General features: G+C 40.1%; 15 protein-coding genes. 7 read left to right on the top strand and 8 right to left on the bottom strand.

The annotated features are described in order from the left end of the window. Positions 1–16: 16 nt before the first annotated feature. A complete protein-coding gene (locus tag ABDV71_RS03335; RefSeq protein WP_343531006.1) occupies positions 17–901 on the bottom strand; it encodes a diacylglycerol kinase family protein in 885 nt (294 codons plus the stop codon). Positions 902–1,125: 224 nt separating this feature from the next. Here ABDV71_RS03335 and metK point away from each other — a divergent pair, with 224 nt between their 5' ends. After that, positions 1,126–2,412: a methionine adenosyltransferase gene (gene metK / locus ABDV71_RS03330; protein ID WP_343531005.1), complete on the top strand. Its 1,287-nt coding sequence runs from the start codon at positions 1,126–1,128 to the stop codon at positions 2,410–2,412. A gap of 74 nt (positions 2,413–2,486) precedes the next feature. Here the strand turns inward: metK and ABDV71_RS03325 are convergent, their stop codons facing one another. Next, positions 2,487–3,023 (bottom strand): biopolymer transporter ExbD, encoded by a 537-nt coding sequence (locus ABDV71_RS03325; protein WP_343531004.1) that lies wholly within the window; start codon positions 3,021–3,023, stop codon positions 2,487–2,489. 80 nt (positions 3,024–3,103) lie between these two features. Then, the gene (locus ABDV71_RS03320) at positions 3,104–3,631 is read right to left on the bottom strand and encodes a superoxide dismutase family protein (protein WP_343531003.1); all 528 of its coding nucleotides are present in this window, start codon (positions 3,629–3,631) and stop codon (positions 3,104–3,106) included. 173 nt (positions 3,632–3,804) lie between these two features. Here ABDV71_RS03320 and ABDV71_RS03315 point away from each other — a divergent pair, with 173 nt between their 5' ends. Next, complete coding sequence (locus ABDV71_RS03315; RefSeq protein ID WP_343531002.1) at positions 3,805–4,152, top strand: hypothetical protein; 348 nt, start codon at positions 3,805–3,807, stop codon at positions 4,150–4,152. 95 nt (positions 4,153–4,247) lie between these two features. Beyond that, a complete protein-coding gene (locus ABDV71_RS03310) occupies positions 4,248–5,267 on the top strand; it encodes a LacI family DNA-binding transcriptional regulator (RefSeq protein ID WP_343531001.1) in 1,020 nt (339 codons plus the stop codon). A 56-nt stretch (positions 5,268–5,323) separates the two neighbouring features. Here the strand turns inward: ABDV71_RS03310 and ABDV71_RS03305 are convergent, their stop codons facing one another. Then, positions 5,324–6,670 carry a Gfo/Idh/MocA family oxidoreductase gene (locus tag ABDV71_RS03305; protein WP_343531000.1) on the bottom strand — a complete coding sequence of 449 codons (1,347 nt, stop codon included), beginning with the start codon at positions 6,668–6,670 and terminating at the stop codon, positions 5,324–5,326. A 158-nt stretch (positions 6,671–6,828) separates the two neighbouring features. Between ABDV71_RS03305 and ABDV71_RS03300 the strand changes: the two genes are divergently transcribed. Continuing rightward, positions 6,829–7,242 carry a hypothetical protein gene (locus ABDV71_RS03300; protein WP_343530999.1) on the top strand — a complete coding sequence of 138 codons (414 nt, stop codon included), beginning with the start codon at positions 6,829–6,831 and terminating at the stop codon, positions 7,240–7,242. On the opposite strand, the gene ABDV71_RS03295 is transcribed toward ABDV71_RS03300, so the two are convergent. Further along, positions 7,243–9,618: a glycoside hydrolase family 3 N-terminal domain-containing protein gene (locus tag ABDV71_RS03295; protein WP_343530998.1), complete on the bottom strand. Its 2,376-nt coding sequence runs from the start codon at positions 9,616–9,618 to the stop codon at positions 7,243–7,245. It lies immediately after the preceding gene. 277 nt (positions 9,619–9,895) lie between these two features. Here ABDV71_RS03295 and ABDV71_RS03290 point away from each other — a divergent pair, with 277 nt between their 5' ends. After that, complete coding sequence (locus ABDV71_RS03290; protein ID WP_343530997.1) at positions 9,896–11,023, top strand: MBL fold metallo-hydrolase; 1,128 nt, start codon at positions 9,896–9,898, stop codon at positions 11,021–11,023. After that, positions 11,023–11,811, top strand: coding sequence for an AraC family transcriptional regulator (locus tag ABDV71_RS03285; protein ID WP_343530996.1), 789 nt, complete (start codon positions 11,023–11,025; stop codon positions 11,809–11,811). The genes ABDV71_RS03290 and ABDV71_RS03285 overlap by 1 nt, the downstream gene beginning before the upstream one ends. Positions 11,812–11,983: 172 nt before the next feature. On the opposite strand, the gene cls is transcribed toward ABDV71_RS03285, so the two are convergent. Further along, a complete protein-coding gene (gene cls / locus ABDV71_RS03280) occupies positions 11,984–13,456 on the bottom strand; it encodes a cardiolipin synthase (protein ID WP_343530995.1) in 1,473 nt (490 codons plus the stop codon). A 171-nt stretch (positions 13,457–13,627) separates the two neighbouring features. Next, on the bottom strand, positions 13,628–14,020 hold the full coding sequence (locus tag ABDV71_RS03275; protein WP_343530994.1) for a hypothetical protein: 393 nt from the start codon (positions 14,018–14,020) through the stop codon (positions 13,628–13,630). A 748-nt stretch (positions 14,021–14,768) separates the two neighbouring features. On the opposite strand from ABDV71_RS03275, the gene ABDV71_RS03270 reads away from it, so the two are divergent. Then, positions 14,769–15,509 (top strand): DUF6261 family protein, encoded by a 741-nt coding sequence (locus ABDV71_RS03270; RefSeq protein WP_343530993.1) that lies wholly within the window; start codon positions 14,769–14,771, stop codon positions 15,507–15,509. A 193-nt stretch (positions 15,510–15,702) separates the two neighbouring features. Here the strand turns inward: ABDV71_RS03270 and ABDV71_RS03265 are convergent, their stop codons facing one another. Next, positions 15,703–16,155 (bottom strand): hypothetical protein, encoded by a 453-nt coding sequence (locus ABDV71_RS03265; RefSeq protein WP_343530992.1) that lies wholly within the window; start codon positions 16,153–16,155, stop codon positions 15,703–15,705. Between the last annotated feature and the right edge of the window lie 122 nt (positions 16,156–16,277).

Here is a 16,277-nt window from a genome sequence, read left to right as displayed (position 1 = left end):
GGAATTAGTAATAAAATTAATTGCTTAATATCTTTAACGACGCAGGAATTATTTTTATTTCCAGCTCTTCGCCAAGTTTCAAAGGTTCTCCGTCTAAATGCACAGCATCGGCAGCTGTACGTTTTATTTTAATATGCTTACCTCTAATGATCTTCACCAAACTTGATTGGTGGGTTTTTGCCGTAATCATTTGAAAAGCTAAAAGGGGTAGTTTCACCAAAGAGATAGGATGTATGATACATACATCAAGATAGCCATCCGTTAAAGAAGATTTTGGGGATATATATACGTTGTTACCGTATTGCGATGAATTGGCTATGCTAATGGCAAAAGCTGGATTATCGTACTCTTTCCCATCAATTTCAATGTGGTAGGGCTGCGCTTTATAAGTTGTAATTTCTTTAAATCCCAACTCTACATAGCTTTTTAACCCCCGTTTTTTGTTCCCCGCAAAAACGGAACTTAGGTGGGCGTCAAACCCCATTCCGGCCATGTTAAAAAATTTCCTCCCATTTAGCTCAGCGGTATCTATCAGCTGGGGTTTCGCCGTATTAATTAACGTGATGGCCTTTTTGGCATTCAGCGGTATATTTAAAAAGCGGGCCAATCCATTGCCCGATCCAAATGGAATAATGGCCAATGTTTTATCGCTATATACCAATTTACTGGCCACTTCGTTAATGGTACCATCCCCGCCCACGGCAACAATAACATCGTAGTTTTTCTTTTCGGCTTCTTCGGCCAACTCCGCTGCATGGCCAATGTATTCTGTAAAAGCATATATTGGTGCATACTTCTCCTTATCAAGAAATTGATCAATTAAAGCAGGTAGATCTGATTTCTTTTTACCACCCGAAATAGGGTTGATAATAAAGAGAATATTAGACTTGTTTTCCGACATAAATAATTAGCGCACAAAATAATCGATAATTTTTGAGTATTAAAATTTATTGTAGTAGTTTTGCGGCGTTAAAGTGGATTGATTTGCTAATCTATTAGAGAATAGACTGATTGCAACCACGTAAAAAAAAGTGCTAATTTTATTTCTACACTTCTCTTTTACAACCGATCGGGTATCAACACTTTAATTTTATTGTTTGGTTTACATTATAAACAAAAAATTAGATGTCGTATTTATTTACATCAGAATCTGTATCTGAAGGTCACCCAGATAAAATTGCTGACCAAATTTCAGACGCGTTAATCGATAATTTCTTAGCTTTTGATGCGGAATCAAAAGTAGCTTGTGAAACACTTGTAACTACAGGACAGGTGATTTTGGCAGGTGAGGTGAAATCTAAAACCTATTTAGACGTACAGCAGATTGCAAGAGATGTAATCAAAAAAATTGGTTACACTAAAAGCGAGTATATGTTTGAAGCTAATTCATGTGGTGTACTTTCAGCTATCCATGAGCAATCTCAAGATATTAACCAAGGTGTTGACAGGAATACCAAGGAAGAACAAGGTGCAGGGGACCAAGGGATGATGTTTGGTTACGCAACCAACGAAACCGAGAATTACATGCCATTGGCTCTTGATTTATCACATGCCCTATTAAGAGAGTTGGCGAATTTAAGAAGAGAGAACTCTGAAATTACTTATTTGCGCCCTGATGCAAAATCACAAGTAACCTTAGAATATTCTGATGATAACCAACCACAAAGAATTGACGCAATTGTAATCTCTACACAACACGATGACTTTGTTCAGCCTAAATCTGACTCGAAAGAGGACAAGAATGCCGCAAATGAGGAAATGTTGGTTAAAATCAAAAACGATTTGATTTCGATCTTGATTCCGAGAATTAAAGCTAAATATCCTCAATATGCCCATTTGTTTAACGACGATATTACTTACCATATTAACCCAACAGGTGTTTTTGTTATTGGTGGGCCACATGGCGATACAGGTTTAACAGGAAGAAAAATTATTGTAGACACTTACGGTGGTAAAGGTGCCCATGGTGGTGGTGCTTTCTCCGGAAAAGACCCAAGCAAAGTAGATAGAAGTGCTGCTTATGCCACTCGTCACATTGCTAAAAACCTAGTTGCTGCTGGTTTATGTGATGAGGTTTTAGTTCAAGTTTCTTACGCTATTGGTGTTGCAAAGCCCACCTCTATCAACGTGGTGACCTATGGAACTTCTAAAGTAGCCTTAACAGACGGAGAGATTGGCAAGAAGGTAGAAGCTATTTTCGATATGCGCCCTTACTTCATCGAGCAACGTTTGAAATTAAGAAACCCTATTTATAGTGAAACTGCTGCTTACGGACACATGGGCCGTCAGCCAGAAACGGTTACAAAAACTTTCAAATCACCAAATGGTGAAGAAAAAACAGTGAGCGTTGAGTTGTTTACTTGGGAAAAACTAGATTACGTTGACCAAGTAAAAGCTGCTTTCGGCTTATAATTTTTTTAACCACATAGAGACATAGACGTATTAAAGAAAAATTAATCTATGTTTCTATGTGGTTTTTAATTTAGCTATATCCCCTTACCTTTCATAAAGCTGGCTTCCTCTGCTAGCACATATTTGTCATCAATAGCGTAAGTGTTAACCTTATTGATGTGCATCTCATCAACCAAGTCTACAAAGTTGCGGAAAACAGAAGTAGCAGTAGGTTTAATGATTACGTACATTTCCTTGTCTTTTGCTTCTCGATGCGTATTCGCAACGAATTGCCTATTCTCCAAAATTGCTTTTCTAATTTGGGAAACGTTTGCCACATGCATTTGACCATCCGTAGCTCTACCAAGGTAATAAACCGCTTTATTATCCTTACCTAACAAAATGGTTAAAGTTTTTGAAGCAGGCCAGGGCGCTAATTGCCCAGGATCGGTTACTGGTATGGGCTTGGCAATATCCATTACATTCATTTTACTTAAGGAGGTAGTGAGCATAAAGAAGGTAATCAGCAAAAATGCTAAATCAACCATCGCCGTTAAATCTACCCCTGGAATAGGTTTGCGAGTGCTTCCCTTCACGGCCTTGCCGCTTTGAGGAACGTTAAGTGTTGCCATCTTCTGTTTAGTTTTTAACATGATGACGGCTTTGCGGTAATTACATAAAAAGGCGACTAAAATTTAATCGCCTTTTTTGATTACTTAACTGCAGCTATTACTCCGCAGCCTATTCTTGGACCAGAGTTGCCTGTGGGCTGTGTCTGGTAGTCGTCGGTACCGCCGTGCACAATGATTCCCCGTCCAATGATGTTCTTAACGTCGCCATCATCAACACTCCACCTTGAAGTGCTTACGGTAATTTTTGCATGTCCTTTCCCGTCAAGGGCAATGTTACCTATATCTCCAGAGTGATAGGCGTCAGAATCCCATTTGCCATGTGGTTCGTTGGTGGGGTTCCAGTGCCCATGTGTATTTTCGCCCATATTTCCGCAGTCCCCATGTTCATGAAAATGAACTGCTACCGTACTGTCGGCTCTTTGGGGCATGTTGATTTCCAGATCCATTTTAATCTTTCCATCATTCATTTGATAAAATTTGGCAGAGCCTATAGATTGGTTATCGGCTGTTGAATTTAAATTGGCCGAAGCGACTTCTCTTTCCTTGTTGGCACATCCCATAAATACAGCAGATACTGCAAATGCAACGCCTAAAAAATAATGTTTCATAATACTGGTTTAAGTTGTTATTATTTATTTGCCTGATGGTTAAGCATTTTTAAAGACTTTAGCACAACAACTGCGCAAGCTTTTGGTTTGTATTGATGTTGCTTTTCTGCGAAATAAAAAGCAAAACTATTCCATGTTTAGGATGTTTTTAAGGTATATCAATTTTAAAAGTTATGGAACAGCCAATAGAGATGAATACTCTTAGCCAAATCCTTGAAAAATTAAGGACAAAGGGTATAGACAACGAGCTTAAGATGACCGACCACGGGAAAATGCAATCGAAAACACTCAACAAAATATATACTCCTGACGATCTTACTATTGTAAAGACCTACAGATTTGAGGGAATGTCGGATCCTGGTGACAACTCCGTTCTATATATGGTTGAGGATAGTGACAAGAGCATGGGCTACATTTTGGATGCTTATGGCGCCTACTCTGATAATGATGGTGCGGCATTTGCCGACTTCCTGAAACGCATTAACACTGCCGACAGAGATGAACAAGAGCTTTTTCACTAGAAAAAGCTCTTTTCGTATCTATAAAAACCTTAACGCAAACGCTTGATATTACTTATACTGGAAAAACATATATTTGCGTTAAAGGGCAGTGATCAATGAAGAAACCAGTAACTATTAAAGAAATTGCGAAAAAGCTAGACTTATCGTTCTCAACGGTTTCAAGGGCATTGCATGCGCATCCGAGTATTAGCCTGGCCACTCAGCAAAGAGTTAAACAAATGGCTTCTGAAATGGGCTACGAACCCAACCAAACGGCCATTTTCTTTCAAAAAGGGAAAACTTTTACCATTGGCGTTATTTTACCGGAATTGGCCGAGGCATTTTTTGCTGTAGCGATGAGCGCTATTGAAGATATCGCCTACAAAAGGAATTACACCATTTTATTGGCGCAATCTCATGACGACGAGGAACGAGAGAAGCTTTTGGTAGAAAAACTAAAAACGCATCGTATTGACGGACTTTTAGTTTCTGTAGCTAAAAATACTTCCAATTTTGAGCATTTTGAGCAATTGAAGAAGTACCGTATTCCGACCGTTTTTTTCGACCGTATTCCGCCGTTAAAAAACATCCACTATGTAGCCTGTAATATAGAAAACGGCAGTATCGAAGCGGTTAATTTTCTATTGAAACGTGGACATCGAAACATCGGACTGATCAATGGACCTACGTCTTTATTGGCCAGTGGACAACGAAAAGAAGGCTATATTAAAGCGCTGCAAAAAAACAGGCTGAAATTTGACCCTAGCCTTGTGGTAAATTGCGACCTCACCGAAGAAGGTACTACAGCTGCATTGGAAATTTTGTTGAACCACAAACGTAAACCTACGGCCATTGTAACTTTTAACGATTATGTTTCGGCCTTTGCCGTTAAACACTCGTTGCAAAAAGGGGTAAAGGTAAATGAAGATATAGAGTTTGTAAGTTTTGCCAATGCTCCAATCACCGACTACATGGCTTTTCCTCCATTGGCTTCGGTAGAGCAGTTTCCAGCAATACAGGGCCAAAAAGCCATCGATACATTGCTTGACCTTATTGCCAATAAAGAGGAAGAAGAAGAGCAGGCTTTCTACAAAACGGTTATCGAAGCAGAACTTATTGAGAGAACAAAGGGCTAAATTAACTTTGACAACCTTTGCTATAAGCTCAGATTGCCAAAGTTAAATTGGTATTTTTAATACCCGCTATCATCAAGCGCAAAAGTATTTTTGCGAGTTGACCATTTTCCTTTGGTAAAATCAGGGAAGGCTTGCGGTTTGTTACCTTCTTTAAGCGACTTGGTTGAAAGTGGCGTAATTACGCTCATCGTTACCGAATCATACACATCAATAGGAGTTTGTTTTTTGTCTTTAACCGCAGTGATAAAGGCATTAAACACAAACCAGTCCATACCGCCATGGCCTGCGCCCATTGCTTTGTCTTCGTATTTTTTCCAAAGTGGGTGGTCGTATTTTTTAAACCATTCTTCGGCTTTGTCCCAACTATGCGGTTTTGAAACGCCTTCAATATGAACAGATTTATTCACGTCCATCCATAAACCATTGGTTCCTTGAATTCTGAAACCTAACGAATATGGTCTTGGCAAATGTGTATCATGGGTCAACATTACTGTTTCGCCATTGGCGCAGTTAAGCAAGGTAGTGGTTACGTCGCCATTTTTGTATTTGATTTTAGCATTTGGATGTCCTGGCGATTTCTTCTCTACATAATCTGCCAAGCCCAAAGCTTTTGAGCTAAAAGAAACCAAATTGGTAAAGCGGTTGCCTCGGTTAATATCAATGCACTGCATAATAGGTCCTACCCCGTGGGTTGGATACAAATCGCCATCAACATCAATATTAAATTGCGTACGCCATTGTGCTTCACTTAGTGCGTTAGGGCCAAACTCTACACCGCCACCATAATATTGCTTTCCATTATTGAACAATACCTCTCTCAAATCGTGTTGGTAGCCACCTTCCAAATGTACCAGTTCGCCAAACACTTTATTCCTAACCATGTTCAAAGCTGCCAAAACATCTCTACGATAGCATACGTTTTCCAAGGTCATGTAAGGCATTCCTGTCTTTTCAGAAGTTTTTACAATGTCCCAGTGGTCATTAACAGTTAATCCAGCAATTACTTCACAGCCTACATATTTACCCGCGTTCATGGAATAAATAGCTTGCTCGTGGTGAAATTGCCAAGGGGTAGAAATAATGATGGCATCAATATCTTTTCTGTCGGCAAGGGCTTTGTAGGCATCCAAACCGCCGGTATATTCTTTTGCTGCAGTTCTGCCTGCTTTGGCAATGGCGGCTCTGCATATTTTCAGAGAGCTTTCTTGCGTATCGCAAATGGCAACAATTTCTACATCATCCCTTAATAGTCCTTCTTTGATGTGGTTCATACCGCGGGCACCTACGCCAATGTAGCCTAAACGTACTCTTCCAGTATCTTTTGCAAATAATGAACCTGTAGGCAGTATGGTCATCCCTGCGGTAGCCAAAGCGCCGCTTTTGATAAAATCTCTTCTTTCCATTTAAATCGGTTTATTTGTATTGGTTGTATGAGGTTTAATATGTATTTGGTGAAATTTCAGGCTCAAGTTAGGAAAAAACTGAGGCTAAATAGAAATATTGACAACCAATAATGATGCGCAAACGTTTGATACCATACCATCATTTGTTTTTAATTTGAATGAACGAGCTACTGATCAAAACATACTCTATTGATGCTTTACCGCTTGAAGTAAGCTTTAGGCCAAAGGTAATTAGCATTGATTTTAGACCATATACGCAAAAACAACAGCTTAACTTGCTGTATGAACATAGCGGAGGGCTAATAAATGAAATCATGCATGACTACCAACAACATTACGGGCATCCGCTGAAAATAAGTAAGCGTTCCTTAATGGCCGAAATATGGGGGCATTTGTTGGCCTATCGCATCTCCTTGGGCCTTAAAAAGCACCTTAAAGTTTGGCCGGTGCAAAAACTGGCCAAATTTGCCGCTTTTAGGAGCGCCATTATTGACTGCGGAGAGGCTAAAGTAGACACCAACCGTTGGTTTTGGGACGCTACAGCTTGGGCATTTTTCCGTAAATATCGTTAGCTATTTAACGACAAAGCTATCTTTTAACCTAATGTTCTCAGATGAGCTACCCAACATTACCGTAAATTTCCCTGGCTCAACCACTTGTTTCATTTCCCTGTTCCAAAGTGCCAGTTCGTGGGCTGGAACGCTAAAGTTAAGGGTCTTGCTTTCGTTGGGCTTTAAGGTAACCCTTTCAAAACCACGCAGTATTTTTTCGTAGGTGGTTACCGAACTTACCTCATCCCTGATATAAAGCTGTACTACCTCATCTCCCTGCCTAGCGCCAATGTTTTTAACCGTTAGGCTTAGCTGAACCGATCCATTGACATTAATTTCAGGAGTAATAACCTTTAAGTCGCTGTATTGAAAATTAGTATAACTAAGACCATGGCCAAAGGGATAAAGCAATCCTTTAGCTTTGGCGTGTTCTCCGGCATCGCTTTGCGCATTGGGCTTGGTTGGAAAGTTCATTGGGATTTGCCCTACCGAGCGGGGAAAGGTCAGCGTAATTTTTCCACCTGGGTTATAGTCGCCAAACAGTACATCGGCCACGGCAATACCTCCTTTAACACCCGGATAGCCCGCATAAACAATCCCTTTCACGTTTTTATCTATCCAATTAAAACTAATGGGCTGTGCGCCTATGAATACCACCACTACGGGCTTCCCTATTTTCACGATTTCTTTGGCCAACAGTAGCTGATGTCCGGTAAGGTCCAAGCTGATACGGCTCTTATTTTCGCCAGCGGTTTTTGTATTTCCTCCAAGCACCAAAATGACCTGCTCGCTTTGCTTGGCAATGGTTACAGCGCTATCAATTTGTTTCCTTTCTGCTGCATTGGGCTCTTCTGGCAAGAGCTCCGATTCGGGCCATTTTTGATCTACCAAATCGCAGCCTTTGCTGTATTGTACATTAGCTGCGCCCAATTTTTGCACAATGCCCTGCAATATATTTACGCTTGGTGAGTGTAAAGGCCCATAATGGGTATGCGCATAATCTGCATCGGTAGCATTTGGACCAATTACCGCAACCTTTTTCCCTTTTTGTAAGGGCAAAACACCATCCTTATTTTTTAAAAGTACAATGCTCTCTCTTGATGCCTGTAAGGCCACTTCCTGGTGGGCTTCGTTGTTTACCAATTTACGGGTAGCCTTGGCATCCTTCACATAGGGCTGATCAAAAAGGCCCATTTTAAACTTCACCTTCAATACCGATCTTACCCTATTATTTAAGGTATCTATAGGCATGCGGCCTTCGTTTACAAGCTCCCTTAAATAAAGGATAATGCTGTCGGGCTTGTCAAAAGTAGTACGCACATTTAGCCCCGCCATAAAAGCTTGGTAGACGGCTTCTTTTAAATTGCCGGCAATGCGGTGTTTGCTATATAAATACTCTAGGGCGTCGCTATCACTTACGACATACCCCGTAAAGCCAAAATCTGTTCTCAGCCTATCGGTTAACCAATATTTACTACCGGTAACGGGTATTCCATCATAATCATTATAAGAACTCATCACCCCTTGCAGGTCGGCTTCCTTAATGACCTTCTTAAAAGGATATAGCAAAACATCTTCCACTTCTCTTGGTGCAACTTGTGGATCAGTGCGTGCTAAGCCCTCTCTGGCTCCTTTGTTGGCACTGTACACAGCAAAATGCTTTGCTGTAGCGGCCACAGTGTTATTTTGTTGCAGCCCTTTGGCCATTTGCACGCCCAAAGTACCTACTAAGAAAGGATCTTCGCCGTAAACCTCCTCTAAACGTCCCCAACGTTGATCACGAGCGACATCTAAAATAGGGGCATAAACGTTAGTATAGCCTAGAGCCCTTGCCTCTAGTCCGGTAATCTTACCCATCTCATAAATGAGAGATTTGTTCCAGGTCATGCCCATGTTTAGCTGGGTTGGAAAACCCGTGGCTTCGTAGGCTTCAATGCCCCTAATCCCTTCATTGGTGAAATCGACAGGAATACCCAAACGGGTTTGCTCAATAAAAAAGCGTTGTGTTTCGTTCATGGCCCAAACGTGATAGTTCATGTCCGCAGCAAATTTAGACTCGTCTCTTTTAGTCCAACCCACAAAGCCATTCAAATGCTCGTCGATGTTGGCAATACCATCTTTCCAGATTTTATTTTTCCAATCTGGAGTGGGCAATGAATCCTTCAAGATCCTTTTCCAACCGTATAAAGTAGCCATCTGACAGGTTTTTTCATTCAAATTCATTTGGCTCAATAAATCATTAACCCTCGCTTCGATGGACTGCGTAGGATCCTCATAAATATCTTTCTTATTATTCTTATTCAGGTCTATCCAACCTTTGCGGTAAATAGATGGAGGAGTAGTAAATGAAGTGAGTGTTAAAATGAATATAATTACGACAATTGATTGGAAACGCATTACAAGTTGTTTTTGGTTTTAGCTTTTTTAAAGATAGTAGATCAGGTCAAAAATCAGCAATATCAAGGTCAGTTACCGAAATTATCTTAGGCTCAACCAGAAACCTGACCTTTTCAACAAAACAAATTTGAACTTTTTAACAAAGCTACATTTATTTTTTATGCTGACTTTTGTAGCGTACATTTATTATACACAGAAAAAACAGTTTAGAAGGTACCGATTCACATTGCTAAAAAAGTCATACTCAAAGGAGTTACCAATTAGCATACAATTATTAATGAAAAAAACACTCAAAATATTTAAATACACTATGATTGTATTATTAAGCTTAGCCCTAGTACTGGCCATAAGTACTTATTTTTATATGCGTTCGCCTAAATTTGGCAAAGCTCCCAGTGGTAAACGTTTAGAGCGCATGCTACAATCGCCAAATTATAAGGATGGTAAATTCCAAAACCTGCACCATACCCCCAGTTTAACAAAGGGTTATTCTATGTTGGGCGTCGTGCTCGACATGCTATTCAAAAACCATCCACGCCGCTCACCTATTGATAGCCTTCCATCGGTAAAAACAGATCTGTTGAACCTACCAGTTAATGAAAACGTATTGGTATGGTTTGGTCACTCTTCTTATTTTATGCAAATCAATGGTAAGCGTTTTTTGGTAGACCCAGTGTTTAGTGGCAATGCTTCGCCGCTACCAGGAACTACCAAATCATTTAAGGGGGCTGATATTTACAGCGTAGCTGATTTGCCTCCTATTGATTATTTAGTAATCAGCCACGACCATTACGATCACTTGGATTATGAAACGATCATTGCACTAAGGCCAAAAGTAAACACGGTAATTTGTGGACTTGGCGTAGGTGAACATTTTGAACACTGGGGCTATTCGCCAAACCAGCTTATTGAAAGGGATTGGAACGAGGAAATTAATTTAGGTGATGGCATGAAGTTGCACACAGTTCCTGGCAGGCACTTCTCCGGTCGTGGCTTTACACGCAACAACACCCTTTGGACAGCCTATATTTTAGAAACGCCGCAAGCTAAAATTTATATTGGTGGCGACAGTGGCTATGACACACACTTTAAGCAAATTGGGGAGAAGTTTGGCCCTATGGATCTTGCTATTTTGGAAAACGGCCAGTACAATGTAGCTTGGCAGGCTATCCATACCCTACCGCACGAAACCTTACAGGCCGCCAAAGACCTAAAGGCCAAAAGACTATTCCCTGTACATTCTTCAAAATTTACCTTGGCCATGCACCAATGGGACGAGCCGCTTAACGATATTAGCCGATTGGCAGATGGAAATTTACCTTTGGTAACGCCAATGATCGGAGAAAAGGTTGAACTTGACAACAATACGCAGGTATTTAAACAATGGTGGAAAGGAGTTCAATAATGGCTAATGTAGAAATTACTTCATGTTATATGGGGCCCGAGATTTCGCCAGAGCAGTTTATTCCGGAACATATCTTTTTGTTTTTGGCAAAAGGCAATGCCACGGCTTACGATGGCGACAAGAAATACTCCATTAAGAGTGGCGAGTATTGCTTGATTAGAAAGAACTATTTGGCCCGCTACACCAAAACAGAGGACAATGGTGCTTTTGAAAAAGTGGTGGTGGTGTTTGATGAGGCTTTCCTTAAACAGTTTCAACAAAAGTATGGCATTAAAAAAACGGATACAGTAGCTAAAGGTGCTTTTTACGAATTGCAGAAAACGCCACTAGTACCATATTTTGTAAGTTCGCTAATGCCTTATTACCAAAGTGGACACCAAATAGAGGGTGCTTTTGATTTGGTAAAAAGAGAGGAGCTGCTGCTCATTTTGCTGCAAACTAATCCAGATTTGGCTAACGTCCTGTTTGATTTTGGTATCCCCGCTAAAATAGACTTGGAGGCTTTTATGAACAAAAACTACAAATTTAATGTAGGGATTGAGCGCTTTGCTTACCTCACGGGACGGAGTCTTTCTTCATTTAAAAGAGATTTTTTGAAAATCTTTGCTGAAACTCCAAGCCGATGGCTCATTCAAAAGCGTTTAAAGGAGGCTCATTTTCTGATGAGTAAAAAACAACAGAAACCATCGGATATTTATTTGGATTTGGGTTTTGAGGATTTGTCGCATTTTTCCTTTGCTTTCAAGAAACTATTTGGCTACGCGCCTACTAAATTGGTGGAGGGGTAGTGGATCGAATCTCTACTTTCGTTCCTATTGTCGTCATTTCGACCGTAGGAGAACTGAAAGAAAGCAAAGCTAAATCTAGCACATGTTGTTTTTAAAAACCTCCCCCAGGCCCTTCCAAAGCGGGATATATGCATGATGCAGAAAAATTACCCATGCCCTAAGGAATACGGCTTTACATAAAAGGAGAAACCAACCGCAGCACTCTTTCCAGACCTTTGATCCATAAAGAACGCTTGATCCAACGGGTGTAAAGTAATTGTTCGCTATATTTCAGGTCCTCATAAAATGCGGTACGCAACTGTTCGGCAATTTGGGTATCGTAAATCAGGGTCGACACCTCAAAGTTGAGGTCGAAGCTCCTTAGGTCAAGGTTTGCCGTACCTACCGAAGCCAGCACCCCATCTACCACAAAGGTTTTGGCGTGGATAAAACCCTTTTTATAGAGATAAATTTTTACGCCTGCCTGCAATAGCTCTTCAAAGTAGATTCTCGACACGCTATCTACAATCCTCGAATCTCCTTTTTCGGGCACCAAAAGCTTTACATCTATTCCGCCCATGGCCGCCATGAGCAAACTCTGCTGCAAAGTTTCATCGGGAATGAAGTATGGGGTGGTAAGTAATATTTCCGACTTGGCGGTATGAACGGCCTGTAGGGTAGCAAAGAGGATATTGGGCAGGTCGGAATCGGGACCACTTGAAATGACCTGCAATTTTCCCTGTCCATGCATTTCCATGTTTTTAAAGGGGAAGTAACGATCTCCGGTAACAGGCAGGTATTCTTCACTACAAAAATTCCAATCGGAAACAAAGACTTGTTGCAAGGCCATGGCTCCAGTACCCTTAATGCGGAGATGGGTATCTCGCCAATACACTTCGTTATTAGGGCCGTTAATATATTTGTCGCTCACATTAATACCTCCAGTGTAGGCCACAATGCCATCAACGATTACAATTTTACGGTGATTACGATAGTTGAGCCTATTGGCCAAAAACAGTAACCGTACTTTGTTAAAAGGAAAGGCTTCTACCCCGTGCTTCTTCAGCTCACGGGCAATGTTCCTCCTAATGCTCTTGCTCCCAAAATCATCGTAAATTACCCGTACCTTAACCCCCTGTTTGGCCTTCTCCTTGAGAATTTCCTTAATGACATTGCCTATTTCATCGTTTTCGTAAATGTAGTACTCAATATGGATGTGATGCTGGGCCTGTTGCAGATCGGTGATGAGGGCAGGGAATTTTTCTTCGCCATTAAACAACAAGCGGATATCATTATTGGGCAACAAAAAGGCCCGATTAGATTTTCTATTGGCCAGCAATTTGATCAAGCGTTCTGATTTGAGCAGCACCTCGTCGCTATGGATGGCCTCTTCTAAATTATGCGCCTGAAATAGGTGGTGCACTTCTTTCTTAAACTGTTCATCTACGTTCAGTTTCTTGTCGTACATTTTCCGCTTACGGTAATTTACCCCAAAGGAGAAATAGAATGCAATGCCTATGATGGGTACGAAAATAGCAAACAAGAGGTAGGCCAGGGTTTTGCTACCAGAACGGGTGTCTAACACAATGCGAAGACAGGTGATGCCCAAAATGAGAAGGTAGGCTATTTCGGCAATTAAAATCCAGATGGTCTGTTGCTGCAGCATGTAAGCGCTTGTTTAATCAAATATAGGATAAAACAATTTACAGCCTTTTAGTTTTGTGGAGAAATGAATTTTCGAAGATTGCAAGATTATTAAGGCTATCTAAGCGCAAAGGTGGTTAAGTCTCGCAAAGGCCTAGCTGTCATTCCGAATATAGTTAGGAATCTGAAGAAGTTACGGATTCCATTTAACGGTTGGCTGTAATGCCTTAGGCTTTATTTTGTCTCTATTGATATTTGCCAACCATATGAACGAGACAGTAGCTGCTATAAATATTAGGGCAACAAGCAGATTTTTTCTCAGGGCGAATCTAACTTCATGATCAATGATGGCTTCAATATTTCTTTTTGCATAGGCATTGATCAAAAAATAGAGCACCACCGCAATAGCCAAATACAAATACTTATTGGAAATTAATGGCTCTGGTTGGAAAGCATAAACCAATAGACGAAAGCTAGCTCCTATTAAGATCAATAGTATCACCATTAACATTATTGCGCCATGCAATGGAGCTGGGTTATTTACCTTTGTTAAAAAATAAAATAATCGATTTAAAATGATGGTCATTTGTGTTTTTGGCACGTTAATTTAAAGCCCTCGGCTTATTGAAAGCACTCTTTCTACTAAAATACTGATAAGTAGATTAAAAAGAAAGTAAATTCAAGTTGGGCAGGCAATCTATTCTAACTTTATTTGATGAACTATCGGGCTTCCATTTATAATTATTCTCAAACGCCTTCTGATTTTCTATTCCCATGCCAATTTACGGTTGTTATATTCCTCTTTTGCGTAGATGTTTTTAAGGTTCACAACTGCATGTTGTAAATGAAATTTCTTACCTTAAAGCATTGCAAATAAACATTTTGATCAATAATTTAGTCTTGAAAATTTAAACAGATCTACCATGAAAACTTTCTTAAAACAAGCTAGCCTCCGGGCATTTCGTCCCGCTAAGAAGATGCCTTACCACCGGCTAAATATTTGGCCAGTGGTCATCTTATTCCATCTAATTTGTTCACCCTTTAACGTTATGCCTATGGAGAAAGAAAAGATTTGAGCGATACGTATTTTAAAACCTGTACAGGATGCCAGGTTTTGATAAAAAAGGTCGAATGACAATGAAAAGTCCCGCACTACTGAGGAGACAAATCATGAGGGTCATGAAACCTTCCCACGCTAGTGCGGCAACAAATCATGAGTATCATTATAGCCTCTTCCAATGGTAGAAGCAAATCATGAGTATCATGAAAGCTTGCCACAATCAGCAGGAGCAAATCATTATAAAACCAATTTATTTTAATCATCAAATACCGCTATGATCAACAACATCGCCTTACAACCACTTAGGAACAGTGAATACATCCAGTTCCTAACTGACACGCTTAGCATTGTGTTGGGCAACAATCCCGAAACTTTAATGGTGAAAACTCAATATGATGCCTTACGAAATAAAACGGATGAAATTGAAAAGCTCTTCAAAATCAACCAAGGTAGCTTGGTAACCAAGGAAATTGAAGTGCTTGATACCCGCAGGGATAAAGCTATTAATGGGGCTACGTTGGTAATACAAGGCCTTACTTATAGTACCGACCTTGCAGTAAGTAATCATGCCAAAACTTTAGAGGCCCATCTTAATTTGTTTGGAACGGGCATCGCTAGGGAGAACTACCAAAGTGAAACTACTTTGCTTCGTAACATCATTAACGATTGGAAGACTAAACCGGAATTGCAACAGGCCATCACCGCGCTGCAGCTTACTACTTGGCAAACGGAAATAGAACAAGCCAACCATGAATTTAGTGAGGCCTACAGCAAAAGAAATGATGAGCTTGCTGCTGCTCCTACGGAAAAACTTAAAGCTTTACGCTTGGAAGGAAACGAGGCCTACTACAAGTTGAGAAACAGGTTAAATTCTTTTTTGGACATTAACGAGGGTGCTGAGCCTTGGGCCGGTACGGTTAATAAGCTGAACCAGAACATTAACAATTACCTTGCGCTGTTAAACCGCCGCAGCGCCGGTGGGGATCATGGGCAGGAGGAATTGCCATTGGAATAACGAATGGACTCGGGGTGTTAGCGCACCCCGAGTTTTTTGCATCGTTACCGGCATGTAGCCAAAGATCCTTGGGATTCCTCGTTACTCTCGGAATGACAAGCAGGGGCAATGACATATACAAGTTTCCTTCAATTAAATCTCTCACGCAAGACTTGCGTTAAGCTGGGGTTTCCCTTTTTCCGGACTATACAATTTATTTTTGTCCTTTAAACATTATATTATCTGTAGAGACGCTCCCTAAACTTTGGATAATAAAAACAGAATCCCTTTTATGCTTTATGATAATTGGAGAAAAATTACCTGATTTATCTTTATATGTAATATTTACAATTCTTTTATTGTTTTTCTCTTCCAAATAATCAGTAACAATCATAATCCTTTCCCCATTATTGGTAATGTCCAGCGAATGAAGAGTTAATTTATACCTTTCGACACGAGAAAAGTAAATCTCATTATTATAAGTATATTTTTTTGGATCTATTTTCTTATTTCTAATGCTATAAAAGTCTTTATCAGCATTAGCCACTTCATATTGTAAATGGAAATCTTTATTGTGTATAGTAGGATTGAAATACCAATAAATGATCATACTCATCATCATCAACAATATAATTGCTACACTATATTTTATATTCTTTTTTTTCATTACGACCTTCTATTAAATTATTTAATCTACCTGTTTATTATCGTTTGTAGAATAAAGAATTTTCAATGCCTTGAATGGTATTCCCTATTTAGTGCAAGTCCTAATACGGAGGAAAGAGCAAA

This window comes from Pedobacter sp., from assembly GCF_039594775.1.
In the GTDB taxonomy this organism is placed as follows: domain Bacteria; phylum Bacteroidota; class Bacteroidia; order Sphingobacteriales; family Sphingobacteriaceae; genus Pedobacter.
This window is presented reverse-complemented; position numbering and strand designations above follow the sequence as displayed.

What these genes read in the sequence shown, in the direction of transcription:
- ABDV71_RS03315 (WP_343531002.1), top strand. Translation starts at nt 3,805, where the DNA reads ATGGAACAGCCAATAGAGATGAATACTCTTAGCCAAATCCTTGAAAAA.
- metK (WP_343531005.1), top strand. Translation starts at nt 1,126, where the DNA reads ATGTCGTATTTATTTACATCAGAATCTGTATCTGAAGGTCACCCAGAT.
- ABDV71_RS03305 (WP_343531000.1), bottom strand. Translation starts at nt 6,670, where the DNA reads ATGGAAAGAAGAGATTTTATCAAAAGCGGCGCTTTGGCTACCGCAGGG.
- ABDV71_RS03295 (WP_343530998.1), bottom strand. Translation starts at nt 9,618, where the DNA reads ATGCGTTTCCAATCAATTGTCGTAATTATATTCATTTTAACACTCACT.
- ABDV71_RS03320 (WP_343531003.1), bottom strand. Translation starts at nt 3,631, where the DNA reads ATGAAACATTATTTTTTAGGCGTTGCATTTGCAGTATCTGCTGTATTT.
- ABDV71_RS03275 (WP_343530994.1), bottom strand. Translation starts at nt 14,020, where the DNA reads ATGACCATCATTTTAAATCGATTATTTTATTTTTTAACAAAGGTAAAT.
- ABDV71_RS03310 (WP_343531001.1), top strand. Translation starts at nt 4,248, where the DNA reads ATGAAGAAACCAGTAACTATTAAAGAAATTGCGAAAAAGCTAGACTTA.
- ABDV71_RS03270 (WP_343530993.1), top strand. Translation starts at nt 14,769, where the DNA reads ATGATCAACAACATCGCCTTACAACCACTTAGGAACAGTGAATACATC.
- cls (WP_343530995.1), bottom strand. Translation starts at nt 13,456, where the DNA reads ATGCTGCAGCAACAGACCATCTGGATTTTAATTGCCGAAATAGCCTAC.
- ABDV71_RS03335 (WP_343531006.1), bottom strand. Translation starts at nt 901, where the DNA reads ATGTCGGAAAACAAGTCTAATATTCTCTTTATTATCAACCCTATTTCG.
- ABDV71_RS03325 (WP_343531004.1), bottom strand. Translation starts at nt 3,023, where the DNA reads ATGGCAACACTTAACGTTCCTCAAAGCGGCAAGGCCGTGAAGGGAAGC.
- ABDV71_RS03285 (WP_343530996.1), top strand. Translation starts at nt 11,023, where the DNA reads ATGGCTAATGTAGAAATTACTTCATGTTATATGGGGCCCGAGATTTCG.
- ABDV71_RS03300 (WP_343530999.1), top strand. Translation starts at nt 6,829, where the DNA reads ATGAACGAGCTACTGATCAAAACATACTCTATTGATGCTTTACCGCTT.
- ABDV71_RS03290 (WP_343530997.1), top strand. Translation starts at nt 9,896, where the DNA reads ATGAAAAAAACACTCAAAATATTTAAATACACTATGATTGTATTATTA.
- ABDV71_RS03265 (WP_343530992.1), bottom strand. Translation starts at nt 16,155, where the DNA reads ATGAAAAAAAAGAATATAAAATATAGTGTAGCAATTATATTGTTGATG.